Source organism: Streptomyces sp. NBC_00252 (assembly GCF_036187565.1).
GTDB lineage: Bacteria > Actinomycetota > Actinomycetes > Streptomycetales > Streptomycetaceae > Streptomyces.
The window spans coordinates 4649620-4675439 of record NZ_CP108087.1 but is presented as its reverse complement, the minus strand read 5'-3'; the positions used below and the strand labels follow the sequence as shown (position 1 = coordinate 4675439).

Below are 25820 nucleotides of genomic sequence, written 5' to 3'. Positions count from 1 at the left end.
CACGTTCGCTGGGCATTGATCTTCACGGCCGGATCTTTTCGCTTCAGGGGTTGTTCCCAGGGGGTACGCCATGGCCGCAAGGCCACTTGTCGCGCGGCAGCCGAACGAACGGCTGCAGGCGCTCATCCAGGAGGCGGGGTGCTCGAACGCCGGGCTGGCCCGCCGGGTCAACATGTGCGGCGCCGAGCACGGTCTCGACCTGCGCTACGACAAGACGTCCGTGGCCCGTTGGCTGCGGGGACAGCAGCCGCGAGGGCGGGCGCCGGCGATCATCGCCGAGGCGCTGGGCCGCAAGCTGGGCCGTACGGTCACGATCGACGAGATCGGCATGGCCAACGGCAAGAACCTCGCGTCGGGCGTGGGCCTGCAGTTCTCGCCGACCGTCCTCGGGGCCATCGAGCAGGTGTGTGAGCTGTGGCGCAGCGACGTGGGGCGGCGGGACTTCCTGTCCGGTTCGTCGGTCGCCGCGTCCGCGCTGGTCGAGCCGAGCCGTGACTGGCTGATCTCCTCGCCGGACTCGCAGGTCGCCCGTGCGGCGGGGCCGAGGGTCGGGCAGTCCGACGTGGCGGCCGTGCGCGCGATGACGCAGGCGCTGAGCGACCTGGACCACCAGTACGGCAGCGGGCATGTGCGCCCGGTCGTCGTGCACTACCTCAACAGCGTCGTCTCCGGGCTGCTGGCGGGGTCGTACCGGGAAGCCGTGGGGCGTGAACTCTTCGCCGCCGTCGCCCGGTTGACGGAACTCGCCGGCTACATGGCCGTCGACACCGGTCAACCCGGCCTGGCGCAGCGGTACTACATCCAGGCGCTGCGGCTCGCGCAGGCGGCGGGGGACCGGGGATACGGCGGCTATGTGCTCGCCGCGTCCATGAGTCACCTGGCCGCGCAGCTCGGAAACCCGCGTGAGATCGCCCAGTTGGCGCGGGCGGCGCAGGAGGGGGCACGGGGGCGCGTGACCCCGCGGGCCGAGGCGATGTTCTACGCGGCGGAGGCGCGCGGGCACGCCCTGATGGGGGACGCGCGGTCCGCGCAGCTCGCGTCGGGGCGCGCGGTGAGCGCGCTGGACGCGGCTGATCCGTCGTCCGGTGACGACCCGGCGTGGATCGGGCACTTCGACGAGGCCTATCTCGCCGACGAGTTGGCGCACTGCCACCGCGACCTGGGCCAGGCCGAGGCGGCGGCGCGGTGCGCGCAGGAGTCGTTGGACGGGCACCCGGAGTCGCGGGCGCGACGGCGGGCCATCGGATATGTGCTGCTGGCGAGCGCGCAGGTGCAGCAGCGCGAGGTCGAGCAGGCCTGCAACACGGGCCTGAAAGCGGTGGAGTTGCTCGGTTCGCTGCGGTCCAACCGGGGCGCCGAGTATCTCGACGACTTCCAGCAGCGGCTCGAACCGTACCGGGACGAGCCGGTGGTAAGGGAGTTCGGGGCGCGGATGGAGTTGCAGGCCGCCGCGTGAACGGCGGGGGGACCGGCAGGTGAACACCGCTCCGGTGCGGAAAGGAGTGCGGACAGCGGCACTTGGAGCGGATGCGGGTCAGGGACTGTTACCGCCGTCACAAGAGGGCAGGTCCAGTCCAGTGCTGCGTGGCACCGGGCTCGGGGTACCCGGTAGCGTGAGCCGACGATCCCGTAGGTCCCCCATTCGTAGGAGTCCCGGTGACGCAGAGTGGACAGGGCGAGGAGCCCTCGGCGCGGCCCGCGCGCGAAGGCATCGTGCTGCCCTCCGACGGAGGTGAACCCCTCCTGCCGGGTATGACGGGCGGACGCGGTAACCAGCAGTCGGCCGGGCAGCCGTCGATAGCACCCCCGACCAGCGGTCAGTCCTGGGGCGGGCCCTGGGGCCCGGACCAGCACGACCAGCAGCAGCACCAGAGCCCGGCCCCGCCGCCGGGCCAGGGCTGGGGCGAGCAGCAGCAGTGGGGTGCCGCCCCCGAGCAGCCCGCGTGGGGCGCCCAGGACGGCATCCCGGGCCGGCCGGGCGCGCTGCCCGAGGAGAGCGCCCAGCACGCCGCCTACGGCGTGCAGCAGCAGTCGTACGCCCAGGAGTACCCGTCGGGGTACGCCCAGGAGCCCGCGGCCGGGTACGTCGGCGCGGGCTACGCGGCCGAGCAGCCGCCCGCGATACCCCAGGGCGCCGCGCAGAACTACGGCTACGGATACGGCGGTTCCGCCTCCGAGGGGCACCAGCCGTCCTCCAGCCCCTTGCCTGCCGCATTCCCGAGCGCCCCGCTGCCGCCCGCCGACGAGGGGGCCACGCAGTACATCCCGCCGGTGGCCAACGTGCCCGGTGACGAAGGCGCCACCCAGTTCCTGCCGCCGGTGCCGGCCGCGCCCATGGACGAGGGGGCGACGCAGTTCCTGCCGCCCGTCACGTCCGGGGCGCTGCCGCCCGAGGTGCCCGCCGGGCCGATGCCGCAGGACGCCCACCCCGACGCGCAGCCCACGCAGTTCCTGCCGCCGGTGCCCGCGCAGGGTGCCGCTCCCGGGTACGGGGTGCGGCCGGGCGGGCCGGACGACCGGCAGCCGCCCGCCGAGTTCGACAACCTCTTCCGCAGCGACGCCGGGGGCGAGCAGGCCGCCGGGTCCACCCAGCAGATGCCCCGCTTCCAGCAGCCGCCGCGCGCGGAGCAGCAGGGACAGCAGGGGTACGGTCAGGGTCAGCCGCCGTACGGGCAGCAGGGGTACGCACAGCCGTCGTACGCACCGCCCGGGGACGGCGGTGGCCGACGCGGCGCGCAGGGCGATGACGGCGGCCGGGGCGGGCGCCGTTCGCGGGTGCCGCTGATCGCCGGGGTCGGGATCGGCATCGCGATCCTCGGGGTCGGCGCCGGGGCGCTGCTCAGCGGGGGCGGCGGCAAGAGCGACGACAACAAGACGGTGGCCGCGACGTCGGCCGCCACGGACGGTTCGTCCTCGTCGGGCACCGACGCGGCCAAGGAACAGGCCGTGGCCCTGGACAAGTTGCTCGCCGACAGCGGCAGCAGCCGTGCCTCGGTGATCAACGCCGTCGGCAATGTGAAGGCCTGCAACAAGCTCGGCGAGTCGGCCTCCGACCTGCGGGACGCGGCCAAGCAGCGCGGCGAACTGGTGACCAAGCTGTCCCAGCTCAGCGTGGACAAGCTGCCGGACAACGCGGCCCTGACGACCGCCCTCACCAGCGCGTGGAAGGCGTCGGCCTCGGCCGACAACCACTACGCGACCTGGGCCGACCAGGCCGCCGGCAAACACGGCTGCAAGAAGGGCCAGGCCCGCACCACCGCCCAGACCGGCGCGGGCAACGCGGCAAGCGGCGTGGCCAGCAACCAGAAGGTCAAGGCCGCGGCCCTCTGGAACACGATCGCGAAGACGTACGGCCTGACCCAGCGCCAGCCGACGCAACTCTGAGGCATGGCGGGCGCGGGCCCTCGGAAGGGACCCGCGCCGGCCCCCTGATCCGGATCCGCCAACCCAGATCCGCTAGCCCAGATCCGCTAATCCAGGTCCGCTAATCCAGATCCGCGCTCTCCAGCGTGCTCGTCATGTCGAAGAAGCCTTTCTTCGCCGAGACGAGGACTCCCTTGCGGACGACCTGGAGGGTCACGCTGGCGTTCACCAGCCGGGACAGGCCTACCGACGCGAGGTTGTCGTCGCGGGAGCTCCACTGGAGGGTCGGGGTCAGGTCGCCCGTGTTGACCTTCACGCCGTCGTCGAGGGCGCGGCGCACGGTGTCGGAGGTGACGTCGCCGCTGCCGAGCGAGTTCACGACGGCCTTGAACGCGGTGTACGCGATCCAGGTGGTCTGCACGCCCGCGTCCGCGGGGTCGATGCGGTTGTCGCCGAAGGCCACCTCGTTGACGGCCTTCTTCATCGGGTCCCAGCGCGCGTCGCTCGCCACCGGGTACCAGCCCGTGATGTACGACCCCTCGTACGGCCCGGACTGCCCGCCCGTCGAGTTGATCTCGGTCTGGTCGACACTGCCGAGCACGGTCGCGGCGTGCACCGCGGGATAGTCCTGGCGGTCGCGCCGGAAGGAGTCCATGAAGGTGTCGGTACGGTCCCCGAGCGAGGGCACCACACAGCCCTCCTTGCCCGAGCCGCTGGTCGCGCTCTCCAGCGCCCGCGTCGACTGGCTGGAGTACTCGGTGGCGTCGTCGGCCGCGAGCTGGTCGGTCGCCGCCGCGTGCCCGCCCGCCGCGAGCCCGGCGTTGAGCAGCGGGGGCAGGTCGTCGCCCGCGATGGAGTCGGGCCGTACGAGGGTCACCGGGCCGCAGGCCGGGCCGAGTTCCTTGCCGAGGCCAGCCAGGAGCGCGGGCTGGCCGCCGTTGACGGGGTAGGACAGGGCGCGGGTGAACTCCTCGGTGGTGACGCCGTAGCCGCCTATGTAGGGGATGCCGGCGCCCTCCAGCGGGGCGAAGAACGAGTCGCTGAACTCGCTGTAGGAGCCGACGACCGCGACGACGTTCTTCGCCACGGCCTCCCGGGCGCACTTCGCCGCCGACACGTTCGTGTTGTGGTCGTTGCAGGTCAGGACCTTGAGCTTGCGGCCGTTGATCCCGCCGTGCTTGTTGATCCACTTCGCGTACGCCGTCGCCATGGCGGGCATGCCGGGCTTGTTGGTCGCACTGGTGTCCCACGGCGCCCACGTCATGACGGTGATGGAGTCGCCCCCGGAGCCCCCCGTGACACCGGGGATGACCCCGCAGCCGGCGAGGAGGGACGCACACGCCCCCAGGGCCGCCGCCGACAGGGCGGTTGCTCTGACGGGCCGGGTGAGGGTGGGGAGGAAGGTGCTGCGGTTGCGTCGCCTGCCGGTCATGTCCACACACGCTTCCGCCACACCGCTAACCAAGGAGTGACTCGGGGTCAACGGATGGTGACGTGGGGGTGAATTACGGGGGGTGTTCCTGTGCGTGTGACGAGGAACGTACGATCGATGACCGTGCAAGGTTCGGAGAACTCTTCCCGTCGCCCCCGTCGCTCCTCCACCATGGGCGGCATGCCACTGAACGACATGCCCTGGTGGCGCTGGCGCAGCAACGTGCGTTCCGCGCTGCACATGCTCTCCGACCCGGCGTTCCAGCAGAACGTCTGGCTGGCAGGTGTCGACGGGTACGGCGACGTCACCGACGCCGTCTACCGACTCGTCGAGGACACCTGGCTCGACAACTGGTCCGCCGAGAAGTACGTCGGCACGATCTTCCGTGACTCCCAGGAGGCGGCGCTCGTCGACACCGCGGTGCTGCGTGTTCTGCGGATCATGCACCAGGTGGGTCCCGACGCGCAGGTCTCCGCGTACGTCGACCACCAGGCTTGGCCGGAGGCGGTGCGGGCGGCGCGGGACGCGCATGTTCGGATGGCGGTGAGTGACGGGGAGGATCCGGATGTGCCGCCGCGGACGCTCGAGGTTTTGCAGATCATGACGCGGTCTGCGTAAGGGCGGGGTGCGGTCGTCCGTGAGGGCGGGTGCGTGGGGGCTGGTCGCGCAGTTCTTTTCGTAGGTCCGGGTGGCGGACGGCGATGTGTCCGGTCAGGGGGATATGGGACCCTGTCCGGCATGAACGCGCAGTCCACCCCCGCCGCGGCAGACGCCGACCAGTACGTCCTCACCCTGTCGTGTCCCGACAAGCAGGGCATCGTGCACGCCGTGTCCAGCTACCTCTTCATGACCGGCTGCAACATCGAGGACAGCCAGCAGTTCGGCGACCACGACACGGGGCTGTTCTTCATGCGCGTCCACTTCTCGGCGGAGTCGCCGGTGACGGCGGAGAAGCTGCGGGCGAGTTTCGCGGCGATCGGTGACTCGTTCCACATGGACTGGCAGATCAACCGGGCCGCGGACCGGATGCGGGTCGTGCTCATGGTCAGCAAGTTCGGGCACTGTCTGAACGACCTGTTGTTCCGGGCGCGGATCGGGGCGTTGCCGGTGGAGATCGCGGCGGTGGTGTCCAACCACACGGACTTCGCTGAGCTGGTGGAGTCGTACCACATTCCCTTCCACCACATTCCGGTGACGAAGGAGAACAAGGCGGAGGCCGAGGCGCGGGTGCTCGACCTGGTCCGTGAGGAGAACGTCGAACTCGTCGTCCTCGCGCGGTACATGCAGGTCCTGTCCGACGATCTCTGCAAGGCGCTCAGTGGGCGGATCATCAACATCCACCACTCCTTCCTGCCGAGCTTCAAGGGTGCGAAGCCGTATCACCAGGCTCATCTGCGGGGTGTGAAGCTGATCGGGGCGACGGCGCACTATGTCACCGCGGACCTCGACGAGGGGCCGATCATCGAGCAGGAGGTCGAGCGGGTGGGGCATGACGTCACCCCGGACCAGTTGGTCGCGATCGGCCGCGATGTCGAATGCCAGGCGCTGGCGCGGGCCGTCAAATGGCACGCGGAACGCCGAATCCTCCTGAACGGCCGCCGGACGGTCGTCTTCGCCTAGGAGCGCGCCGGGTTGCCGATTCGTCGGCGGCTGCGGCTGCGTTGTGGCTGGTCGCGCAGTTCCTCGCGCCCCTGAGGGGGTTCGGGTTCGGGGTGTGTGTGAGGTGCGCGCGGGTTCTCGCGTTCCTGAGGGGGTTCGCCTGCGGGTGCGTCGTGGCTGGTCGCGCCGTTCCCCGCGCCCCTTCGTAACCCAGGCCCCGTTTCAGGGGCGCGGGGAACGGCGCGAGCAACCACGAACTACCCGCACCCGCCCCCAAACGGAAGCTGTCTTAGGGGCGCGGGGAACTGCGCGAGCAACCACCGACCACCCGCACCCGCCCCGCAACCGAACCCCCTCAGGGGCGCGGGGAACTGCGCGACCAGCCCCCGCTCACCCGCGCCCCCCGACGAACCCGCAACCCACCCCTACATCCGGCTCAACGACGCCGTGGCGAACAGCACGTCCCGGATCGCCTCCCGGTCACCGAGCTGCCCTGCAGCCGCCTCCTCCGGAGAAACGTGGCCGGCAGCCAGATGGCAGAACTCGACGCCGTCCAGGGCGATATGGGCGACTTCCCGCTCGGCCGACCCCACCGCGCCGGGCGAGTCGAGGGAGATCAGCCACTCACCCCCGCCATGCCCCTCGATCTCCAGCCGAAGACTCCGCCCAGCCTCACCCGCCCCGACGAGATGCCGCCCGCTCACCGGCGAAGCCAACCCGTGCTGCCGCCGTACAGCCAGCACGGAGGGCAACATACGCGCGGCGAGATCGATCATCCGGTTGAGATAGCGCGGGGACGGCGGCTCGTACGGATAGTCGACCGCGTCCGCGATGTCCTCCGCGTGGACCCAGCACTCGAAGGCCCGGTCGAGCATCGCATCGTGCAGCGGAAGCTCGAAGTCGCCGTAGGACACGGCCAGTCCGCCGGTGCTGCCGCCGGTGAAGGACACCGTGCGGACGATGTTGTGGCTCTGCTCGCGCCACGGCGAGCGGATGGACCGGGTCGGCGGGAAGTGCGACGACCTCCAGTACGCCTCGGTACGCGCCGCCGGCGTCGACGGCTTCGCGGTCTCCCCGGTCAGCGGGTCGTCGAGGCCGAGCGCCGCCGCGACCAGGCCGTCGACGGTCAGCAGATGCGCGATCACCCCGGCGACGGTCGTACGACGGCTCGTCGGCCCCACGCCGTCGAACCACCGCAGCCGCACGGGCGCGTGCCACTCGGCGTCACCTATGTCCTGGAGCAGCGCGTCCAGCCGCGCCGTCTCCGCGTCGTACGGCGTCGCCCACTCCGGCACCGGAATGCGCGGCGGCCGGCGATCGAAGGACCCGGTCAGGACACGCGTCCGCAGCCCGGGGTCGAGGTCCAGCGGCTCGACGGGGTGCAGCAGCCCGACCGCACCGCGCAGCCGCAGCGCCTCGTCCGCGCAGGCCCCGCACTCGCCGAGGTGTTCCTCCACGGCCGTCGTCTCGTCCGCCGAGCACGCGGCCAGCGCCCACGCGCCGAGCAGCGCCTTCAGCACCCGGTGTTCCAGCACCAGCGGCACGGGCCGGGAGGCGGCCGCGTCGAGGTCGGGCAGCGGACGCCCGCTGTCCTCGACGGAGGCCCGGGGCATCGGAATGCGCGGCGGCTCACCGTCCCCTTCCCCGCTCGCGGCACCGCTGTTCGCGAAACCCCCGCCGCCGGGGCCACCGGCCTCGCCCCGTGAGTCCTCACCGCTCCCGGAACCACCGGAACCGCCGCTGCCGCCCGGTCCACCCCGCGTGCCGTCGCCGTCGTCGTTCACCGAACCGCCGTTCCCGGAGCCGTCGTTCAAAGGGCGGCCGTGCTCAGGACCACCAGGCCTGCCGGACTCACCCGCCCCACCCTGCGCGGGCACGACCCCCTCGCCTTCGCCGAACCCGTCGTACTCCTGGTGCCGTTCGTGCCGTTCGTGCCGTTCGTGCCGTTCGTGTCCCCCGTGCCCCTCGTAGCTGTCGAATTCGTCCCGCCAGGCGTCGCTCACGTGCCACCCCTCGCTCCCGGCGGCGCGCCGGCGTCGTGGGCGGTGGACAGGAGCTGGAGGCCGAGCCGGAGGCGGCGGCGGGCCTCGTCCTCGGTGACGCCGAGGTCGACGGCGGTCTGGCGGTAGTCACGGCGCTGGAAGTAGGCGAGGTCCAGGGCGGCCCGCAGCGGGGCGGGCATGGACGTGACGATGTAGTCGGCGCGGGCGGCGACGGAGGCGCGGCGGACCTTGCGCTCCAGCTCCTCCGCGGAACCCTCGCTCTCGCGGCCCTCCCGCGCGAGCGCCGCCGTTTCCGTGGCCCGCAGCCGCTGCACGGCGAGCCGGTGCGTCAGCGCGGCCACCCAGGAACGCAGCGGGCCCTGCTTGGGGTCGTAGGCGTCGGGGTGTTCCCAGACGTGGGCGAAGACCTCGCGGGTGATGCCGTCGGCCGCGCGCTCGTCGCCCAGGACGCGGTGGGCGAGGGAGTGCACGAGGGAAGCGAAGCGGTCGTACAGCTCACCGAGGGCCGCCGCCTCGCCGCGCGCGAGCCGCTGCTGCATCTTGCGGTCCCAACGGGGCGGTGCGTCCTTCGTCGCCATGCGGCCCCCTTCACCGTGCCTGTGCCCGAGTCAAGCGTGCGCTCACCGTCTCTTCGAATGTAGTGGGCACGTCTGACAGCGCACCCCCCATTCTGCAATTGCACGCCCCCGAAGCGACGCAGGTGGTAGCGGATCTGCGCCTACCCTGCCCACACCTGATCGAACAGGATCGAAGCCGACTAAAACAAGCCTCTTCCGGCCGGTTTCCGTTTCTGCCCCGGTGTTTCAGGGAACGGCCGCTGGGCAGCCGCGCTGGAAGGAAGCGTAGGTACGGCTTCCGTTTCCGGACGGTTTCCGGGAGTTCCGGCTAGCGAAAGGCGCGACGGTGGCCTTCAAAGTGAACGACGGCGAGCGCGGCGGCTGGTCCGTACTCCTCGTGTCCGGCGAACTGGACCTGGTGACCTCGCCGGTGCTGCGTCAGGCGGTGCACGACGTGGTGGCCGAGGGGCAGCACAGCCTGGTCCTCGACCTCTCCGAAGTGCTGTTCTGCGACTCCAGCGGGGTCGGCGTGCTGATCGCCGTCCGCCGTCTGATCCGCTCCTGCCAGGGCCATCTGCGCGTGGTCCTGCCCGCGCAGGGGGCCGTCGACGGCTCCCATGTGAACCGGGTTCTCGGCGCCCTCGGCGTGCGTCGCCTCTTCGACGTCTACCCCGATGTGATGACGGCCACAGAGGACGATCCCGAGGACGCGGCGGACCCGCTTTCGGCGTGACGTCGTTGTTTCGGAATTTCCCCGGTCGTGGTGCAAGCGTCGTTTTCCGCTCCCGGACCCGCCTCGGCGTCGTACGCTCCCTGGCAAGCGCACCCCACATGAGTAAGGCGGCCCGAAAGACATGGTCAGCACCGAGTACGAGCGACGGATCGCGGCCCGGTTCGCCACCTTCGACCAGGATGGCAACGGGTTCATCGACCGGGAGGACTTCAACTCGGCGGCCAAGGCGCTGCTCGCGGAGTTCGGCACGGCGGCCCGCTCCGACAAGGGGCAGGCCCTGTACATCGGCGCGGAGGCGTTCTGGCAGGGCATGGCCGGCATCGCGGACCGGGACGGCGACCAGCGCGTCAGCCGCGAGGAGTTCGTCAACGGCGCGGTCAAGCGGCTGCGCGACAACCCGGAGCGCTTCGCCGAGATCGGCCGCCCCTTCCTGCACGCGGCCCTCGACGTCGCGGACCCGGACGGCGACGGCTCGGCCACGATCGCGGACACCGTGCGCGTCCTCAAGGCCCTCGGCGTGCCGGACGACGTGGCCGCGATGGCCGCCGACGCCCTCGACACGGACAGCGACGGCAAGGTCGGCGAGGCGGAGATCGTCTCCTCCTTCGCCCGCTACTTCACCGTCCCCGAATAACGCTCCCGCAGCTTGTACTTGAGCACTTTGCGCAGGGTCTCGTTGCGCGGAAGGGCGTCCACGATCTCGAGCCGCTCCGGCAGCTTGTGCACGGACAGCCCTTCCGCGCGGAGATAGTCCGTGACGATGGCGAGGGTCAACTCCCCTGCCCCCGGCGGTTGTTCGACCACCGCGCACACCAACTCCCCCCGCTCCGCGTCCGGCAGCCCCACGACGGCCACGTCCCCGACGTCCGGATGCGCGGCGAGCAGATCCTCGATCTCCTTCGCCGAGATGTTCTCCCCCTTGCGGATGATCACGTCCTTCAGCCGCCCGGTGAGAATCAGATGCCCGGTGCCGGTCAACAACCCCAGGTCACCGGTCCGCAGGAAACCGTCCCCGTCGAACGCCTCGGCGGTCTGCGCCGGGTCCAAGTACCCCTGGCACACGGCCTCCCCGCGCAACCGCACCTCCCCGCCCGCCGCGATCCGTATCTCCATCCCGTCCGGCGGCCGTCCCTCGGTCGTCGCGAGATTCTCCACGGTGTCGTCGGGCGCCCCCATCGTGATCATCGGCACCTCGGTCATGCCGTAGCCGTGGGTGAGCTGGACCCCCATCTCGCGTACGACGGAGTGGTAGACCTCCGGCGGCTTCGGCGCACCACCGCCCGCGAGCAGGCGTAGCGAGGGGATGACCTTCTCGCCGGGCTGCTTGCGCTGCTCGGCAAGGAACATGGAATAGAAGGCGGTCGAGCCGCCGGCCACCGTCACCCCGTGCTTGCGGTACCCCTCCAGCGCGTCCGGCAGCGCGAAGTGCTCGAACATCACCGCGGGGAAGCCGTACAGCAGCAGCATCACCGTGTAGTCGGGCCCCGCTATGTGCGCGTACGGGAAGGCCATCGAGCCCACGTCGTCGGCCGTGAGGTGGAGCGCGTGGGCGAGGCAGGAGCCGCCCGCGATCAGTGAACGGTCCGTGTGCAGCACGCCTTTGGGGTCGGAGGTGGTGCCGGAGGTCCAGTAGATCCAGCGGACGGAGGTGCCGTCGGTGGGCGGTGCGGGGAGCAGGGCCGGGTCGCCGTCCGGGAGTTGGGCGTCGTCGTACGCCTCGAAGATCCCCCGTGCTCCCAGCCGCCGCGCCATCTCCCGGTGGTCGAAGCCGCGCCAGACGCCCGGTACCGCGAAGTACTCGGCCTTCGACTCCCTTAGCGCGAAGCCGACTTCGCGGTCGCGGTAGAAGGGGATCACCGGGGTCTGCACGGCGCCCAGGCGGGCCAGGGCGAAGGAGAGCAGGGCCGTCTCGATGCGGGTGGGGAGCTGCCAGGCGACGACCGTGCCGGGGCGGACACCCATGCCGTACAGGCCGGCCGCCACCCGCTCCGAACGGTCGCGCAACTCCCCGAAGCTCAGGGTGCGGTCGTCCTGGAGGAGGACCGGGCGGTCGGGGGTGAGGTCGGCGCGGCGGGCGACCAGGTCCCAGAGGGTGCGGGAGGAACTCAGGGAGTGCGCCGTCTCGTTCATGGTTCCCCTCCTTGGCTGACGACTCGTCAGGTGACATGCTATCTGACGGGTCATCAGATAAGTACCGTCCCGGCGGAGGGGAACCCATGACCACCGAACTGCCCCGCATCATCAGCGTCGACGACCACGTCATCGAACCCGCGCACCTCTTCGAGACCTGGCTGCCGAAGAAGTACCGCGACCGCGGCCCGCGGCCGCTCACCGCCGGAATCGGCGAACTCGCCTACGTGGCAGGCAAATACCAGATCACGATGGACCCGGAGGGCCCGCCCACCGACTGGTGGATCTACGAGGACCTCAAGTTCCCGTACAAGCGCAACATCGCCGCCGTCGGCTTCGACCGCGACGACATGACCCTGGAGGGCATCACCCGCGAGCAGATGCGCCCCGGCTGCTGGGACCCGGCCGAGCGGCTCAAGGACATGGACCTCAACCACGTCGAGGGCTCGCTCTGCTTCCCGACCTTCCCGCGCTTCTGCGGCCAGACCTTCGCCGAGGCCCACGACAAGGAGGTCGCCCTCGCCTGCGTCCGCGCCTACAACGACTGGATGGTCGAGGAGTGGTGCGGCGACAGCGGCGGCCGGCTCATCCCGCTCTGCCTGATCCCCTTGTGGGACGTGGAGTTGGCCGTGGCGGAGATCCGCCGCAACGCGGCACGTGGCGTACGGGCGATGACCTTCTCGGAGATCCCCACCTACCTGGGACTCCCGTCCATCCACTCCGGCTACTGGGACCCGTTCTTCGCCGTCTGCCAGGAGACGGGCACGGTCGTCAACATGCACATCGGCAGCAGCTCCCAGATGCCCGCCGCATCCCCGGACGCGCCCCCTGCCGTACAGGCCTCGCTCTCCTTCAACAACGCGATGGCCTCGATGATGGACTTCCTCTTCAGCGGCGTCCTGGTGAAGTTCCCGACCCTCAAACTCGCCTACTCCGAGGGGCAGATGGGCTGGATCCCGTACGCCCTGGAACGCGCCGACGACGTCTGGGAGGAGCACCGCGCCTGGGGCGGGGTGCGGGACCTGATCCCCGAGCCGCCGTCGACGTACTACTACCGGCAGATGTTCTGCTGCTTCTTCCGCGACAAGCACGGGGTCGCCTCGCTGGACGTGGTGGGCCGGGACAACGCCACGTTCGAGACCGACTACCCGCACGTCGACTCAACTTTCCCGCACACCAGGGAAGTTGCCCTCGACCATGTGAAGGGCCTCGACGACGAGACCGTCTACAAGCTGATGCGGGGCAACGCGATCCGCATGCTGGGCCTGGATCTCGACAAGTGATGGACCTGTCGTACACGGCTGAGGAGGACGAGTTCCGGGCGCGCCTGCGCGAGTGGCTGGGCAAGGTGCTCCCCACCCTCCCCGCGAAGCCGTCCCCGGACGACTGGCCCGGCCGTCGCGCCTACGACCTCGGCTGGCAGCGGATGTTGTACGACGCCGGGTACGGCCATGTGCACTGGGACGCGTCCCCGACGACCCGGCTGATCTTCCTCGAGGAGACCGAGAAGGCGGGCGCGCCCTACGTGGGGGCCAATTTCGTCGGGCTGTTGCACGCCGGGCCGACGATCGCCGCCGAGGGCACGCCCGAGCAGCGGGAGCGATGGCTGCCGCCGGTGCTGCGCGGGGACGAGGTGTGGTGCCAGGGGTTCAGCGAACCCGAGGCCGGTTCCGACCTCGCGGCGCTGCGCACGCGCGCGTGGCGGGACGGCGACGACTACGTGGTGAGCGGTTCCAAGATCTGGACCTCGCACGCCGAAGTCGCCGACTGGTGCGAGCTGTTGGTCCGCACGGATCCCGCGGCGCCGAAGCACCGGGGGATCAGCTGGCTCGCGATGCCGATGTCCGCGCCGGGGATCACCGTACGGCCGTTGCGGACGCTGGCCGGGTCCGCGGAGTTCGCCGAGGTGTTTCTCGACGAGGTGCGGGTGCCGGTCGGGAATCGGGTGGGGGACGAGAACGACGGGTGGCGGGTGACGATGGTGACCCTCTCCTTCGAGCGCGGAACCGCCTTTGTGGGGGAGGTCGTCGCCTGCCGTCGGGTGTTGGGGGAGCTGGCGGCGGAGGCGCGGCGGAACGGGTGTTGGGACGACCCGGCACTCAGGCGTCGGCTGGGGCGGTTGAACGCGGAGTTCCGGGCGCTGTGGCGGCTCACCCAGTGGAACGTGAGTGAGGCCGAGGCGAGCGGGGGAGTGCCCGGGGTCGGTGGGTCGGTCTTCAAGCTGCGGTACTCGCACGCGCGGCAGGAGCTGTACGACGTCGCGGCGGATGTCCTCGGCCCCAACTCCCTCGATCTGGAGCGGCCTTGGGTGCTGGGCCGGCTGTCCTCGCTCTCGTACACGATCGCGGCCGGTACGTCGCAGATCCAGCAGAACATCGTGGCCGAGCGGATTCTCGGGTTGCCGAAGGGACGCTGACGTGCGGTTTCAACTCACCGATGAGCAACAGGCGTTGCGGGCTGCCGTACGGGATGTGGTCGGTCGGTTCTTGTCCGCCGGCCCGTCGTGGCTGGTCGCGGCCCGCGGCGGAGCCGCCAAGGGACACAGCCCCGCGCCCCTTGTCGACCGGGGTCTGTGGTCGGCCCTCGGGGAGCTCGGGGTGTTCTCTCTGCGGTTGCCGGAGGCGGAGGGGGGAGCTGGACTCGGGCTGCCCGAGGCCGTGTTGGTGTTCGAGGAGCTTGGGTGGGCGTTGGTGCCGGGGCCGTTGGTGGCCACGCATCTCGCGGCCGGGGTGGTGCCCGGCGCGGCCACCGGGGAGGCGGTTGTCGCCGCCGCCGACGGCAGCCTCGTGGAGTGGCTGGACGAGGCCGATGTCGTGATGCCGGGGGCCGAGGGGGCCGTGGCGATGCGGTCGGTGGATCCGTTGACGCCGGTGCACCGGGTGCCGGCTCCGGCGCGGGTCGAGCCTGTCGCCGTGCTGCTCACCGCTGCCGAGCAGCTGGGTACGGCCGGGCGAGTGTGTGGGCTCGCGGTGCAACACGCCCGGACTCGGGAGCAGTTCGGGCAGCCGATCGGGGCGTTTCAGGCCGTCAAGCACTTGTGTGCGCAGTCGTTGGTGCGGGTGGAGGTGGCCCGGGCGGCTGTGTACGCGGCGGCCGTGACGGGGGACGCGGTGGACATCGCGGCGGCCCGGCTGCTCGCCGACGAGGCGGCCGTGCGCGGGGCCCGGGACTGTCTGCAGGTGCATGGCGGGATGGGCTTCACCTGGGAGTCCGAGGTCCATCTGCACCTGAAACGGGCGTGGGTGAGGGCTCGGCGTGGTGGCGGGGGCACGGAGAGTGAGGAACTGCTCGCGGCGGATCTGGCGGGGCGCGCGAGCTAGCGGGGGCGCCTGCCTGCGGGGATCGGAAGGGGCTCGACAACGGTGTCGCGGATCGTGGCATGTCGCAATCACAGAGCGTTGATATCGGGTTGTGTCCTACGCGTGACTTGTCACGGCCTGGAGTCACCCGGGGGCTCCGGTACCTTGTGTGGGATGCGAGTGGTTCAAGGTGCGAGCCATGCCGGTGTTGCCTGTGAGGCGGCGCCGGATCAGGCGGTGCGCTCCGCAGCTCGTACGGCAGAACGGGCCTTCACCCCTGCCTGTTCGACTCCCCGCGACGAGCGTCGCACAGTATCCCGCACACGTACTCCTTCGCGCTGGAATATGCCCGAAGCGCTTGTTGGGGTGACTGAACGTCAACCATGCTGTCTCGCAAGGGATTCACGTTCCGTGACCCCGGTTCTGGCCGTTGTTCTGGCCATGCAGGAAATGGCTACGATCGTGGCCCTCGTGAGGCGCGAGGCTAAGTGTCCGCCGGTTCGGATGGTGTGAGCGGTGCAGGTGCTTCAAGTGCAGCTGGAGATCCGGCCCGACCCCGCAGAGGTGGGGCGAGCCCGACGGTGGGCGCGTTCGCGCCTCGCCGGGTCCGGGATAGAGGCCGACGAACCGCTCGCCGAGACGCTGATCCTGCTCGTCTCCGAACTCGTCACCAACGCCGTCGTGCACACCGGCTGTCCGGCCGTGCTGCGGCTCTCGCTGCCGGGGGTGGCGACCGAGTCGGCGACCGTACGGCTGGAGGTCGCCGACACCAGCTGCAAGGCGCCCGTGCCGCGGTGCGCCGAGGGTGACGAGACCGGCGGCCGCGGCCTGGCCCTCGTGGACGGCCTCGCCGACCGCTGGGGCTGGAGCGCCGAGGGCACCGGCAAGCGCATCTGGTGCGAGCTGGACCGGGACAGCGAACCCCGGGAGGCCGCGTTCGGGGGCGGTGTCACGGCGTACGAGGGCTTCGAGTTCGAGGGCTTCGCGTACGAGGCCGTGTAGGTGCTGTCTGCAAGTGCCGGGTGGAGATGCGCCGGGGTGTGCTTCCGTGCGCGCCCGGTGACAAAGCGGGCCTAAGGCACATTTCCCCGGATGGGCGTTGACGCGACGTGACCATGTGGTCACGCTTGTGGGCAGCGATTCGCCGCGAGGGGACGACGAGGGCTTCGGTGACGGGGGTCCTCGGCGAGTGTGGGTCGTGTTCGGCGTGGGTCTCCTCGGGGCGGGGGACCAGGACGGGTACGCCGGAGTCGGATGGCGGCACGCGGTGCCGTGCTCGGGGCGGGCAGCAGCGGGCCGCCATCCGACCGTAAGTCCGGCCCTCGTCAAAACCGGACTGCCCTAGAGGATGGCGATCGGGGCCACCGGGGTTCCCGTGGCGCCCACGAAAGGTTCGGGCATCGCCGAGAGGAAGAACGCGTAGCGGTTTTCTTGTCCACAGGCTGTGGACAACTCTTCGAGATTCCAGTTCTGGCCCTGCAGCATCCCCATCTCGACGAGATCGAGCGCGTGCACGGGCAGCCACAAGTCCGCTATTTCCGGCGGAAATATCTCAAAGGTGAGGGTGTCGTTGGCGACCGCCGCGACATCGCGCGCGTGGAACCATTCCGGCGTACGGACCGACAGCCCCGGTGACGGATAGCCGTACCCCTGCTTGTCGCCCGTCAGATACACCTGCACCTGCCCGGTCCGTACGAGCACGATGTCGCCCGCGCGGACCTGCGTGCCGGCCAACTCCTCGGCGGCCTCCAGGTCTTCGGGCGTGACGGCGTGCCCGCCCTCCAGCCGGTCGACGCCCCGCGCGCGTGCCACGTCGAGCAAGACCCCGCGCGAGACGATGTGCCGGGCCTTGTCGATCCCGCTGAACTCGGCGCCGCCGTGCGGGGTCACGGTGCCGGCCGGGCGGCCGTTGTAGAGCTTCCCGGAGTGCGAGACGTGGGTCAGCCCGTCCCAGTGCGTGCCGGCCTGCAGTCCCATCGTCACGGCGTCGTCGCTGCACGCCACCGTGCCCGGGCCGAAGAGTTCCTGGTTGATCTGCACCATCGCGTGCAGCGGGTTGATCCGGCCGGGGATCATCCCGGTCTGGACGCCGTCCTGCTGGAGCGGCAGGGCGAGGGGGACGCGGCGGCCGGTGCGGATCTCGGCGGCGGCCGCTCGGACCACCTCGTCGGTGATCAGGTTCAGCGTGCCGATCTCGTCGTCCGACCCCCAACGGCCCCAGTTGTTCACGCGCTTGGCGATGTCGTGGAACTCCGGACCAAGTGTCGGCGCTGACATCGGGGCCTCCCCGGGGCTTGTCTCCAGGCATCTGACGGGTCGTAGAATCTGAGTCGAATCTAACGGACCGTCAGAAACTGCGGGAGGGGCCGGACATGGGGAACTTCTTGGCAGGCAAGGTTGTCGCCGTCACGGGGGCGGGGCGGGGGATCGGACGGGCCGTCGCGCTCGCGGCCGCCGCCGAGGGGGCGCGGGTCGTCGTCAACGACTACGGCGTCTCCATGGACGGGGCCTCGCCCACGAGTGAGATCGCCGAGGGAGTCGTCAAGGAGATCCTCGCGGCGGGGGGTGAGGCCGTCGCCGTCGCCGATGACATCTCGACGATGGCCGGTGGGCAGCGGGTTGTCGATGTCGCGGTGTCGACGTTCGGGCGGATCGACGGAGTGGTGTGCGTTGCCGGGATTCTTCGGGAGCGGATGCTTTTCAACATGTCCGAGGAAGAGTGGGATCCCGTTCTCGCCACGCATCTGAAAGGGACGTTCACTGTTTTCCGGGCGGCTTCCGCGGTGATGCGTCAGCAGCGGGGCGGCACGTTGATCGGGTTCACCAGCGGGAATCACCAGGGGTCGGTTTCCCAGGCCAATTACAGCGCGGCCAAGGGCGGGATCATCTCGCTGGTCCGGAGTGCCGCGCTCGGGCTGAACAAGTACGGGGTCACCGCCAATGCGGTGGCTCCCGTCGCTCGGACGCGGATGTCTGCGAACGTTCCCATGGAATTGGCGGAGATCGGGTCGCCGGAGGATGTCGCCGCGCTGGTTGTCTATCTGCTGTCCGAGCGCGCTCGGGACGAGGGGATCACCGGGCAGGTCTATACCGTCGCCGGGCCGAAGATCGCGGTGTGGGCGCAGCCGCGGGAGCTGCGGGCGGCGTATGCGGATGCCTCCGGCGGGTGGACGGCCGAGAAGATCGCGGAGTTTCTGCCGGGGTCTGTGGGCGTGGATCCGATGCCGATGCTTTCTCGGTTGCAGGAGATGGAGCGGGCCGCGCGGGGTGGGGAGCGGCCTAACGCCTAGTGGGGTGAGGGGTGCGGTTGTGTGGCGTGTGCGGGTGCGTTGTGGCTTGTCGCGCAGTTCCCCGCGCCCCTGGGGTGGGTGAGCTGGCCTGTGTTGGAAGGGGACCCCTGTGGAATTCGGGTTTGCTGCCGAGGACGATGTGTTCCGGGCGGAGGTTCGGGCGTGGCTTTCCGAGCATGCTGATTCCGATCCGGATCGTCGGGTGTGGGAACGGACGCTCGGCAAGAGCGGGTGGATCGGGCTGGGTTGGCCGGAGTCCGGGTACGGGAATCGGACGGGGACCCTTACTCAGCAGGTCGCCTGGGCCGAGGAATACGCGCGGTCGGGGGCGCCGCCTCGGTCGGGGCATATCGGGGAGAATCTTCTTGCCCCGACGCTCATCGCGCACGGGAGCGAGGAGCAGAAGGGGCGATTTCTGCCTGCTGTTGCCGCCGGGGACGAGTTGTGGTGTCAGGGGTACAGCGAACCCGGGGCCGGGTCCGATCTGGCGGGGGTGCGGACAGTTGCCGTGCGGGACGGCGGGGAGTACCGGGTCAGCGGGCAGAAGATATGGACCTCGCTCGCTCATGAGGCCGACTGGTGTTTTGTGCTGGCTCGGACCGAGGCGGGGTCACGGCGGCACCGGGGGTTGAGTTTTCTGCTGGTGCCGATGGACCAGCCGGGGCGTGTCGAGGTGCGGCCCATACGGCAGTTGACCGGGACCAGCGAGTTCAACGAGGTGTTCTTCGACGGGGCACGCGCGCGTGCCGAGCATCTGGTGGGGGGTGAGGGGGAGGGATGGGCGGTCGCCATGAGCCTGCTCGGGTTCGAGCGGGGCGTGTCCACCCTGGCCCAACAGATCGGGTTCGCAAGGGAGTTGGGGCGGGTCGTCGAGGCCGCCGTTGCCTCGGGGGCCGTGGCTGATCCCGTCCTGCGTGACCGACTCGTGCGGCAGTGGGCCGAGTTGCGGGCCATGCGGTGGAACGCGCTGCGGACGCTCGGGCGGGCCGGTGACGCCGGGGCTCCCAGTGTGGCCAAGTTGCTCTGGGGCGGGTGGCATCAGCGGCTCGGGGAGCTGGCGATGCAGGTGCGGGGGGCCGCGGCGACGGTCGGGCCGGTGGACTGGACGCCGTCCCTGACGTACGAACTCGACCTGATCCAGCACCTGTTCCTCTTTTCGCGGGCCGACACGATCTACGGCGGCTCGGACCAGGTTCAGCGCACGATCATCGCCGAGCGGGTGCTCGGTCTGCCCAGGGAACCCAAGGGGGTCGTCTGATGCGCGGTGTGGTCTTCGACGGCAAGCAGCTCCAGGTCGTGGACGATCTGGAGGTACGGGAGCCGGGGCCCGGGGAAGTGCTGGTCGCCGTCTCGGCGGCCGGGTTGTGCCACAGCGATCTCTCTGTGGTGGACGGGACCATACCCTTCCCCGTTCCTGTGGTGCTGGGGCATGAGGGGGCCGGGGTCGTCGAGGCGGTGGGGGCGGGCGTCACCCATGTCGCGCCCGGGGATCATGTCGCGCTGTCCACGCTCGCCAACTGCGGTACCTGCGCCGAGTGCGACCGGGGGCGGCCGACCATGTGCCGGCAGGCCATCGGGCGGCCGGGGAAGCCGTTCACGCGGGGCGGGAAGCCGGTGTACCAGTTCGCGTCCAACTCCGCCTTCGCCGAACGGACCGTGGTGAAGGCCGTGCAGGCCGTACGGATACCGAAGGACATTCCGATGGCCTCCGCCGCGCTCATCGGGTGCGGGGTGCTGACCGGGGTCGGTGCGGTTCTCAACCGGGCGCGGGTCGGGCTGGGGGAGAGCGTCGTCGTCATCGGGACGGGTGGGATCGGGCTCAATGTTCTCCAAGGGGCCCGGATCGCGGGGGCGTTGACGATCGTCGCCGTCGATGCGAATCCCGGGAAGGAGGCTGTGGCGCGGGAGTTCGGGGCCACGCACTTCCTCACGTCGGCGGAAGGCGTGCGGGAGATTCTGCCCGACGGGGCGGACCACGCGTTCGAGTGCGTGGGGCGGGTCGAGTTGATACGGCAGGCCGTGGATCTGCTGGACCGGCACGGGCAGGCGGTGCTGCTCGGTGTGCCGCCGGCCACCGCCGAGGCGTCCTTCCTCGTGTCGTCCATGTACTTGGACAAGTCGATCCTCGGGTGCCGGTACGGGTCCTCGCGGCCGCAGCGGGACATCGCCCTCTACGCCCAGCTGTATCGCGAAGGGCGGTTGCTGCTCGACGAGTTGGTGACCGAGACGTATCCCGTCGAGGACTTCGAGAAGGCGGCGGGGGACGCGGAGGCGGGGCGGGTGGCTCGGGGGGTGCTGACGTTCTGACGGGTGCGGGCGGGAGCACGGGGGGTGCTGAATCGTCGGCGGCTGCGGGGGCGTTGGGGCTGGTCGCGCAGTTCCTCGCGCCCCTTGGGGGGCTGCATCTTGCCGGGGTGCCGTCGGTCAGTTGAGGGTGTCGACCGGGCCGTAGCGCGCTGAAGCGGTGTTGGCTCCCGTTCCCGTGCGGAACGTGCGGCGGTATCCCGTCGGGGTGACCCCCAGGGCCGTCTGGAGGTGCTGGCGCATGGACTGGGCCGTGCCGAAACCGGCGTTCGTGGCCACCTGGTCCATGGAGAGGTCGGTGGATTCGAGGAGGTGCCGGGCGCGTTCCACGCGTTGCTGGGTGAGCCACTGGCCGGGGCTGACGCCGACCTCCTCGCGGAAGCGGCGGGTGAAGGTGCGGACGGACATCGCCTCCTGCTCGGCCATGTCCCGGAGTTGGAGGGGCTCGTGGAGGCGGCCCAGGGCCCAGGCGCGGGCGGCGGTCGTGGTCGCGACCTGCGGGTCCGGGACCGGGCGGTGGATGTACTGCGCCTGGCCGCCGTCGCGGTGGGGCGGTACCACCGTGCGGCGGGCGACGTCGTTGGCGACGGCGGTGCCGTGGTCGCGGCGGACCATGTGCAGGCAGAGGTCGATGCCGGCGGCGACACCGGCCGAGGTGAGGACGTCGCCGTCGTCGATGAACAGGACGTCCGCGTCGACCTCGATCTGCGGGAACAGCTCCTGGAAGCGTTCGGCTTCGGCCCAGTGCGTGGTGGCGGGGCGGCCGTCGAGGAGACCGGCGGCGGCGAGGACGTAGACGCCGGTGCAGATGGAGGCGAGGCGGGTGCCGGGGCGGATGTGGGCGAAGGCGGCGGCGAGTTCGGGGGTGAGGACGCCGTCCTCGAAGACGGGACCGAGTTCGTACGACGCCGGAACGATCACCGTGTCGGCGGTGGCGAGGACCTCCGGGCCGTTCGGGACGTGGATGGCGAAGTCGGCGTCGGTGTCGACCGGGCCGGGCGGGCGGACCGAGCAGGTGACGACGTCGTAGAGCAGCCGTCCCTCGGCGTCCCGGGGGCGGCCGAAGATGCGGTGCGGGATGCCCAGCTCGAAGGGGAGGAGGCCGTCGAGGGCGAGGACGACGACGCGGTGGGGGCGGAACTCCGGCTCGGGCTGTCGGCTCATGGCCCGATTCTACCGAATGCTGTCCTTCGGGCCAGTGGCTCGGGAGGGGGCGGATGGCCGAAGCTCATTGACGTGACGCAGACAACCGATGCCACGCCCGGTCCCGGCGCCGCCGAGGAGCCCGGCTCCGGAGCCGCCCCCGCGCCCGGTGGACCCAGCCGTCGTAGCCGTACGCGGATCAACCGCGCCTGGTTCGTCGCGGCGGTCACGTTCGTGACGATCATCGGCGCGGCGGCGTTCCGTTCGCTGCCGGGGCTGCTGATCGATCCGCTGCACCAGGAGTTCGGGTGGTCGCGCGGGACGATCGGGGCCGCGGCCTCCATCAACCTCGCGCTGTACGGGCTGACGGCCCCCTTCGCCGCGGCGCTGATGGACCGCTTCGGCATCCGGCGGGTGGTCGCGGTCGCGCTGACCGTGATCGCGCTCGGGTCCGGCCTGACGGTGTGGATGACGGCGCCGTGGCAACTGCTGCTGTGCTGGGGCCTGTTGGTGGGTCTCGGCAGCGGTTCGATGGCGCTCGCGTTCGCCGCGACGGTCACCAACCGCTGGTTCACCGCACGGAAGGGCCTGGTCACCGGCATCCTCACGGCCGCCTCGGCGTCCGGCCAGCTGATCTTCCTGCCGCTGCTGTCCTGGATAGTCGAGGAGCACAGCTGGCGCCCGGCCGCGGTGACCGTGTCCCTCGCGGCGCTCGCGGTGGTGCCCTTCGTGTGGCTGCTGCTGCGGGACCACCCGGCGGACGTGGGCGCGAAGCCGTACGGCGCGACGGAGTTCGTGCCGAAGCCGGAACCGGTGACGGGCGCGGCCCGCCGTACCGTGGCGGTGCTGTTCAAGGCGGTCCGCACGGGCCCGTTCTGGCTGCTGGCCGGGACCTTCGCGATCTGCGGGGCGTCCACGAACGGGCTGGTCCAGACCCACTTCGTGCCCGCCGCGCACGACCACGGCATGCCCATCACGGCCGCGGCCTCGCTGCTCGCGGTGATCGGCGTCTTCGACGTGGTCGGCACGATCGCCTCCGGCTGGTTCACCGACCGCTTCGAACCCCGCCGCCTGCTCGCCGTCTACTACGCCCTGCGCGGCATCTCCCTCCTCTTCCTCCCCATGCTGCTGGCCCCCACCGTCCACCCGCCGATGCTCTTCTTCATCGTCTTCTACGGCCTCGACTGGGTCGCCACGGTTCCGCCGACCCTCGCCCTGTGCCGCGAGCAGTACGGCGAGGACAGCGCGATCGTTTTCGGTTGGGTCCTCGCCTCCCACCAGATCGGCGCGGCCCTGGTCGCCTTCCTGGGCGGGGTCGCCCGGGACGCGTTCGGGTCGTACGACATGGTCTGGTACCTCGCGGGGGCGCTGTGCGCGGTCGCGGCGCTGATGGCGCTGGTGATCCGGCGGCGGCCGGTCGTGCGGGCGGGCGCGGTCGCGGTGGCGTGAGGGCTACGGCGCGGAGCTGATGTTGCCCTTCTCGTCCACGGTGTGGGTCTCCCAGTACGTGTCCCACTTGTCCTCGACGTGCTTCGGCATCTTGCCCTTCGGGTACCGCGTGTAGCCGCTCGGCGGGTTGTCGCCGTTCTTCACGCAGGCGCCGCCCGTGGTGCTGTTCACGGCCACGACCGGGTACTCGCCCTCACTGCACATGGCGTCGGCGGTGGAGAACGAACAGGCGGACAGCAGTCCGGCGGCGGATATCAGGACGGATGTGAGAACGGCTGCTCGCGTGTGCTTGCTCATGGTGGAGGTCCCCCGGTCGGATGCTCGAATCGGTCTGAGAGCAAGACTGTCGGAGGCGCGGCGGACCTTCATGAGTACGCGGGCTCAGAACCGGAGCGCGGGTTACTCAGGAGCGCTCAGAGGAACCGGCCCCGATGGAACAGCAGGGGCGCTCCGTCACCCTCGTCCGCACCCAGCGCGTCCACCCGGCCCACCACGATCAGATGGTCGCCCCCGGTGTGCACGGCGTGGATCGTGCAGTCGACCCAGGCGGCGGCGTCGGCGAGGCGGGGGGAGCCGGAGACGGGGGAGGCGTCGTACGGGACGCCCGCGAACTTGTCGGTGCCGCTGACCGCGAAGCCGCGGCACAACTCGCCCTGGTGGGCGCCGAGTACGTTGACGCAGAAGGCGCCGGCGCGGGCGATGCGCGGCCAGGTCGTGGACGTACGGCCGACCATGAAGACGACGAGCGGCGGGTCGAGGGAGAGGGCGGAGAAGGACTGGCAGGCAAAGCCGGCCGGGCCGGGTTCGCCGGGGCCCGCGGGGGCGGTGATCACGGTGACGCCGGTCGCGAACGTGCCCAGTACGCGCCGGAATTGACCCTGGTCGACCGGTGCCCGCTCGTCGTCCGTGACGCACCGAAGCTCCGGCCGCGGCAGCGCCTCGACAGGCTGCGCGGCCGGAGCGCTTCCGGCCGACCTGAGGTACCGGACGGCTGCTGCTGCCGCCCCTGCGTGTCCCATCACCACCCCATTGAAGCTGACGGATCATCAGATAGGAAGGGGTACGACACCCTCCGCATCCGATCCGGGGTGCCGACCCGAGCCGGGCCCGAGTCGGCTCCGAGGCGCCCCCGGATCGGCTCTGTGCTGGGCGGATTCAGGGACTGGCGGTCAGGTCGTGGGGGTCGCGTCGCCTCATGGACCCCCCGGGTCACCTCCCGCTCGCCGACTCCCGGCAGTGCTGTTCGGAACGACTGCCGCCGGTACTCCCGGACTACGACGGGCTGTTGGACTGACGCGCACAACGCCCCGGTTCCCGCGTGGAGGTCACCGGATCAGCTTCACGATGACCTCGTCGAAGCCGGGGAACTCCCCCGCGGCCTGCGCGATCACGACGGCCGCGGTCGTACGACGCTCGGGCGCGAACCGGGCTGCCACGGCGGCCAGTTCAGGGACGGGGCGTGAGGCCACGTCGGGTGTGAGCCGTTGCTCGGTCTCGTAGGAGGCGGCCGCTTCGTACGGGCCCGAGCCGTCGGCCAGCAACCACAGGAAGGCGTCCAGATCGCGGGCGACGACCCCGATCTCCCCTTCGGACCCCAGGAACACGACGGGCTGCTCGACCAGCGGGCGCCCCGGGCGGACCAGCCAGAACGCGGCATACCCCCGGTCCCGTCCTGCCCGAACACCCGGAAGCCGTCCCCGTCCACCTCGCCGTTGCCGGTCCACGCCCGGAACCAGTCGGTCGTCTCGTCGGCGGACAGGAACGCCTCGAAGGGCTCGAAGTCGACGTCGTCCTCGCCGCGAAGGTCGAGCCGTACCGCCATGGCGGCGGCGAGCGGGGCGGGGAACCGGCGGTCCTCGTTCGGTGTCACGCGAACAGACTAGCGACGCGACCAGGGCGGCGGGCGTGCGTCAGAAGTGGGTGGTGATGCCGAAGGCGCGGCGCAGTTGGGCCATGTCGTGGTGGTCGTGGGGGGTCGGGTCGTAGCCCTGGTGGAAGTGGACCTGTTGCTCGGCGGAGAGGCAGGGGACCGGTGTGCCGTTGATCGTGCCGGTGACGAAGCAGGTGGTGGGATAGGTGAAGGGGTGCTTCGGGTCGGGGGAGGCCTGGGTCGCGGAGCCGTCGGCGGTGAAGGTCAGGGGGTGGAGGTCCAGTTCGCGGCCGTCCGGAGCCGTCATGACGAAGCGGATCGGGCGCCAGTCCAGGGTCTCGACGAAACCCTCGGCGGAGAGGGCCGCCAACACCTCGGCCTCCTGGTCGCGGCGGTGCATCAGGTCCAGGTCGCGATGGTCCCGGGTCTGCTCGCCGATCAGGGCGTCGATGCCCCAGCCGCCGCCGATCCAGACGTCCGCCTCCGCTCGGCGCAGCAGCTCCAGGACGAACAACACCTCATCGGCACGCGTCACTTGGGACACGCTAGAAGCGACCACCCCGGACACGCCAACCCTTTGAACATCCCTCCGGTGGAGTCCCTTGAACGGCCCTTCGACTGACCCCGTTGAGCCGCCCCTCCCCCGTC

The 25820-nt window shown here is 70.7% G+C and carries 23 protein-coding genes and 1 pseudogene; 14 read left to right on the top strand and 10 right to left on the bottom strand.

The window, feature by feature from the left end:
• Positions 1–70: 70 nt before the first annotated feature.
• Both OHT77_RS20270 and OHT77_RS20265 read left to right on the top strand, forming a co-directional pair.
• A complete protein-coding gene (locus tag OHT77_RS20270; RefSeq protein ID WP_328829957.1) occupies positions 71–1456 on the top strand; it encodes a transcriptional regulator in 1386 nt (461 codons plus the stop codon).
• A gap of 200 nt (positions 1457–1656) precedes the next feature.
• Entirely contained in the window at positions 1657–3384 is a 1728-nt protein-coding gene (locus OHT77_RS20265; RefSeq protein ID WP_328829956.1) for a hypothetical protein, read from the top strand.
• Positions 3385–3484: 100 nt separating this feature from the next.
• On the opposite strand, the gene OHT77_RS20260 is transcribed toward OHT77_RS20265, so the two are convergent.
• Positions 3485–4795: an ABC transporter substrate-binding protein gene (locus tag OHT77_RS20260; RefSeq protein WP_328829954.1), complete on the bottom strand. Its 1311-nt coding sequence runs from the start codon at positions 4793–4795 to the stop codon at positions 3485–3487.
• Between the two features lie 117 nt (positions 4796–4912).
• Here OHT77_RS20260 and OHT77_RS20255 point away from each other — a divergent pair, with 117 nt between their 5' ends.
• Entirely contained in the window at positions 4913–5413 is a 501-nt protein-coding gene (locus OHT77_RS20255) for an SCO4402 family protein (protein ID WP_266771278.1), read from the top strand.
• 120 nt (positions 5414–5533) lie between these two features.
• The gene (gene purU / locus OHT77_RS20250; protein ID WP_328829953.1) at positions 5534–6415 is read left to right on the top strand and encodes a formyltetrahydrofolate deformylase; all 882 of its coding nucleotides are present in this window, start codon (positions 5534–5536) and stop codon (positions 6413–6415) included.
• Between the two features lie 404 nt (positions 6416–6819).
• On the opposite strand, the gene OHT77_RS20245 is transcribed toward purU, so the two are convergent.
• Positions 6820–8007, bottom strand: coding sequence for a zf-HC2 domain-containing protein (locus tag OHT77_RS20245; protein ID WP_328834287.1), 1188 nt, complete (start codon positions 8005–8007; stop codon positions 6820–6822).
• A gap of 386 nt (positions 8008–8393) precedes the next feature.
• A complete protein-coding gene (locus OHT77_RS20240) occupies positions 8394–8975 on the bottom strand; it encodes a sigma-70 family RNA polymerase sigma factor (RefSeq protein WP_328829952.1) in 582 nt (193 codons plus the stop codon).
• Positions 8976–9300: 325 nt separating this feature from the next.
• On the opposite strand from OHT77_RS20240, the gene OHT77_RS20235 reads away from it, so the two are divergent.
• Entirely contained in the window at positions 9301–9687 is a 387-nt protein-coding gene (locus OHT77_RS20235) for an STAS domain-containing protein (protein WP_328829950.1), read from the top strand.
• Between the two features lie 121 nt (positions 9688–9808).
• Positions 9809–10321 (top strand): EF-hand domain-containing protein, encoded by a 513-nt coding sequence (locus OHT77_RS20230; RefSeq protein ID WP_328829949.1) that lies wholly within the window; start codon positions 9809–9811, stop codon positions 10319–10321.
• Here OHT77_RS20230 and OHT77_RS20225 read toward each other — a convergent pair.
• A complete protein-coding gene (locus OHT77_RS20225) occupies positions 10300–11817 on the bottom strand; it encodes a class I adenylate-forming enzyme family protein (protein ID WP_328829948.1) in 1518 nt (505 codons plus the stop codon). The two genes, OHT77_RS20230 and OHT77_RS20225, sit on opposite strands and share 22 nt — an antisense overlap.
• An 86-nt stretch (positions 11818–11903) precedes the next feature.
• On the opposite strand from OHT77_RS20225, the gene OHT77_RS20220 reads away from it, so the two are divergent.
• The 4 genes from OHT77_RS20220 (at position 11904) to OHT77_RS20205 (ending at position 16118) form a co-directional block, all read left to right on the top strand.
• Positions 11904–13100, top strand: coding sequence for an amidohydrolase family protein (locus OHT77_RS20220; RefSeq protein WP_328829947.1), 1197 nt, complete (start codon positions 11904–11906; stop codon positions 13098–13100).
• Entirely contained in the window at positions 13100–14233 is a 1134-nt protein-coding gene (locus tag OHT77_RS20215; RefSeq protein WP_328829946.1) for an acyl-CoA dehydrogenase family protein, read from the top strand. Before OHT77_RS20220 ends, OHT77_RS20215 begins: the two co-directional genes overlap by 1 nt.
• A gap of 1 nt (position 14234) precedes the next feature.
• The gene (locus tag OHT77_RS20210; RefSeq protein ID WP_328829945.1) at positions 14235–15137 is read left to right on the top strand and encodes an acyl-CoA dehydrogenase family protein; all 903 of its coding nucleotides are present in this window, start codon (positions 14235–14237) and stop codon (positions 15135–15137) included.
• Positions 15138–15647: 510 nt separating this feature from the next.
• Complete coding sequence (locus OHT77_RS20205) at positions 15648–16118, top strand: ATP-binding protein (RefSeq protein WP_328834286.1); 471 nt, start codon at positions 15648–15650, stop codon at positions 16116–16118.
• Positions 16119–16457: 339 nt separating this feature from the next.
• On the opposite strand, the gene OHT77_RS20200 is transcribed toward OHT77_RS20205, so the two are convergent.
• Complete coding sequence (locus tag OHT77_RS20200) at positions 16458–17393, bottom strand: cyclase family protein (protein ID WP_328829944.1); 936 nt, start codon at positions 17391–17393, stop codon at positions 16458–16460.
• Positions 17394–17488: 95 nt separating this feature from the next.
• Here OHT77_RS20200 and OHT77_RS20195 point away from each other — a divergent pair, with 95 nt between their 5' ends.
• The 3 genes from OHT77_RS20195 to OHT77_RS20185 all read left to right on the top strand — a co-directional run bounded on the left by OHT77_RS20195 (position 17489) and on the right by OHT77_RS20185 (position 20713).
• The gene (locus OHT77_RS20195) at positions 17489–18406 is read left to right on the top strand and encodes an SDR family oxidoreductase (RefSeq protein ID WP_328829943.1); all 918 of its coding nucleotides are present in this window, start codon (positions 17489–17491) and stop codon (positions 18404–18406) included.
• Positions 18407–18515: 109 nt separating this feature from the next.
• A complete protein-coding gene (locus OHT77_RS20190; protein ID WP_328829942.1) occupies positions 18516–19664 on the top strand; it encodes an acyl-CoA dehydrogenase family protein in 1149 nt (382 codons plus the stop codon).
• Complete coding sequence (locus OHT77_RS20185; protein WP_328829941.1) at positions 19664–20713, top strand: Zn-dependent alcohol dehydrogenase; 1050 nt, start codon at positions 19664–19666, stop codon at positions 20711–20713. Before OHT77_RS20190 ends, OHT77_RS20185 begins: the two co-directional genes overlap by 1 nt.
• Positions 20714–20830: 117 nt before the next feature.
• Here the strand turns inward: OHT77_RS20185 and OHT77_RS20180 are convergent, their stop codons facing one another.
• Positions 20831–21874: a GlxA family transcriptional regulator gene (locus OHT77_RS20180; RefSeq protein WP_328829940.1), complete on the bottom strand. Its 1044-nt coding sequence runs from the start codon at positions 21872–21874 to the stop codon at positions 20831–20833.
• 72 nt (positions 21875–21946) lie between these two features.
• Between OHT77_RS20180 and OHT77_RS20175 the strand changes: the two genes are divergently transcribed.
• Positions 21947–23302 (top strand): MFS transporter, encoded by a 1356-nt coding sequence (locus tag OHT77_RS20175; RefSeq protein ID WP_384870180.1) that lies wholly within the window; start codon positions 21947–21949, stop codon positions 23300–23302.
• Positions 23303–23305: 3 nt separating this feature from the next.
• On the opposite strand, the gene OHT77_RS20170 is transcribed toward OHT77_RS20175, so the two are convergent.
• The 4 genes and pseudogenes from OHT77_RS20170 to OHT77_RS20155 all read right to left on the bottom strand — a co-directional run bounded on the left by OHT77_RS20170 (position 23306) and on the right by OHT77_RS20155 (position 25707).
• Positions 23306–23599 (bottom strand): SCO0607 family lipoprotein, encoded by a 294-nt coding sequence (locus OHT77_RS20170; protein WP_328829939.1) that lies wholly within the window; start codon positions 23597–23599, stop codon positions 23306–23308.
• 116 nt (positions 23600–23715) lie between these two features.
• Positions 23716–24321 (bottom strand): flavin reductase family protein, encoded by a 606-nt coding sequence (locus OHT77_RS20165; RefSeq protein WP_328829938.1) that lies wholly within the window; start codon positions 24319–24321, stop codon positions 23716–23718.
• Positions 24322–24627: 306 nt separating this feature from the next.
• Positions 24628–25172 (bottom strand): annotated as a pseudogene (locus tag OHT77_RS20160) (SMI1/KNR4 family protein).
• Positions 25173–25212: 40 nt separating this feature from the next.
• The gene (locus OHT77_RS20155; RefSeq protein ID WP_328829937.1) at positions 25213–25707 is read right to left on the bottom strand and encodes a nucleotidyltransferase domain-containing protein; all 495 of its coding nucleotides are present in this window, start codon (positions 25705–25707) and stop codon (positions 25213–25215) included.
• Positions 25708–25820 lie beyond the last annotated feature (113 nt).

Bases quoted from the DNA above. Each gene is read 5' to 3' on its own strand.
- OHT77_RS20220 (WP_328829947.1), top strand. From the start codon at position 11,904: ATGACCACCGAACTGCCCCGCATCATCAGCGTCGACGACCACGTCATC.
- OHT77_RS20170 (WP_328829939.1), bottom strand. From the start codon at position 23,599: ATGAGCAAGCACACGCGAGCAGCCGTTCTCACATCCGTCCTGATATCC.
- OHT77_RS20255 (WP_266771278.1), top strand. From the start codon at position 4,913: ATGACCGTGCAAGGTTCGGAGAACTCTTCCCGTCGCCCCCGTCGCTCC.
- OHT77_RS20225 (WP_328829948.1), bottom strand. From the start codon at position 11,817: ATGAACGAGACGGCGCACTCCCTGAGTTCCTCCCGCACCCTCTGGGAC.
- OHT77_RS20180 (WP_328829940.1), bottom strand. From the start codon at position 21,874: ATGAGCCGACAGCCCGAGCCGGAGTTCCGCCCCCACCGCGTCGTCGTC.
- OHT77_RS20240 (WP_328829952.1), bottom strand. From the start codon at position 8,975: ATGGCGACGAAGGACGCACCGCCCCGTTGGGACCGCAAGATGCAGCAG.
- OHT77_RS20260 (WP_328829954.1), bottom strand. From the start codon at position 4,795: ATGACCGGCAGGCGACGCAACCGCAGCACCTTCCTCCCCACCCTCACC.
- OHT77_RS20215 (WP_328829946.1), top strand. From the start codon at position 13,100: ATGGACCTGTCGTACACGGCTGAGGAGGACGAGTTCCGGGCGCGCCTG.
- OHT77_RS20165 (WP_328829938.1), bottom strand. From the start codon at position 24,321: ATGGGACACGCAGGGGCGGCAGCAGCAGCCGTCCGGTACCTCAGGTCG.
- purU (WP_328829953.1), top strand. From the start codon at position 5,534: ATGAACGCGCAGTCCACCCCCGCCGCGGCAGACGCCGACCAGTACGTC.
- OHT77_RS20230 (WP_328829949.1), top strand. From the start codon at position 9,809: ATGGTCAGCACCGAGTACGAGCGACGGATCGCGGCCCGGTTCGCCACC.
- OHT77_RS20185 (WP_328829941.1), top strand. From the start codon at position 19,664: ATGCGCGGTGTGGTCTTCGACGGCAAGCAGCTCCAGGTCGTGGACGAT.
- OHT77_RS20245 (WP_328834287.1), bottom strand. From the start codon at position 8,007: ATGCCCCGGGCCTCCGTCGAGGACAGCGGGCGTCCGCTGCCCGACCTC.
- OHT77_RS20270 (WP_328829957.1), top strand. From the start codon at position 71: ATGGCCGCAAGGCCACTTGTCGCGCGGCAGCCGAACGAACGGCTGCAG.
- OHT77_RS20200 (WP_328829944.1), bottom strand. From the start codon at position 17,393: ATGTCAGCGCCGACACTTGGTCCGGAGTTCCACGACATCGCCAAGCGC.
- OHT77_RS20195 (WP_328829943.1), top strand. From the start codon at position 17,489: ATGGGGAACTTCTTGGCAGGCAAGGTTGTCGCCGTCACGGGGGCGGGG.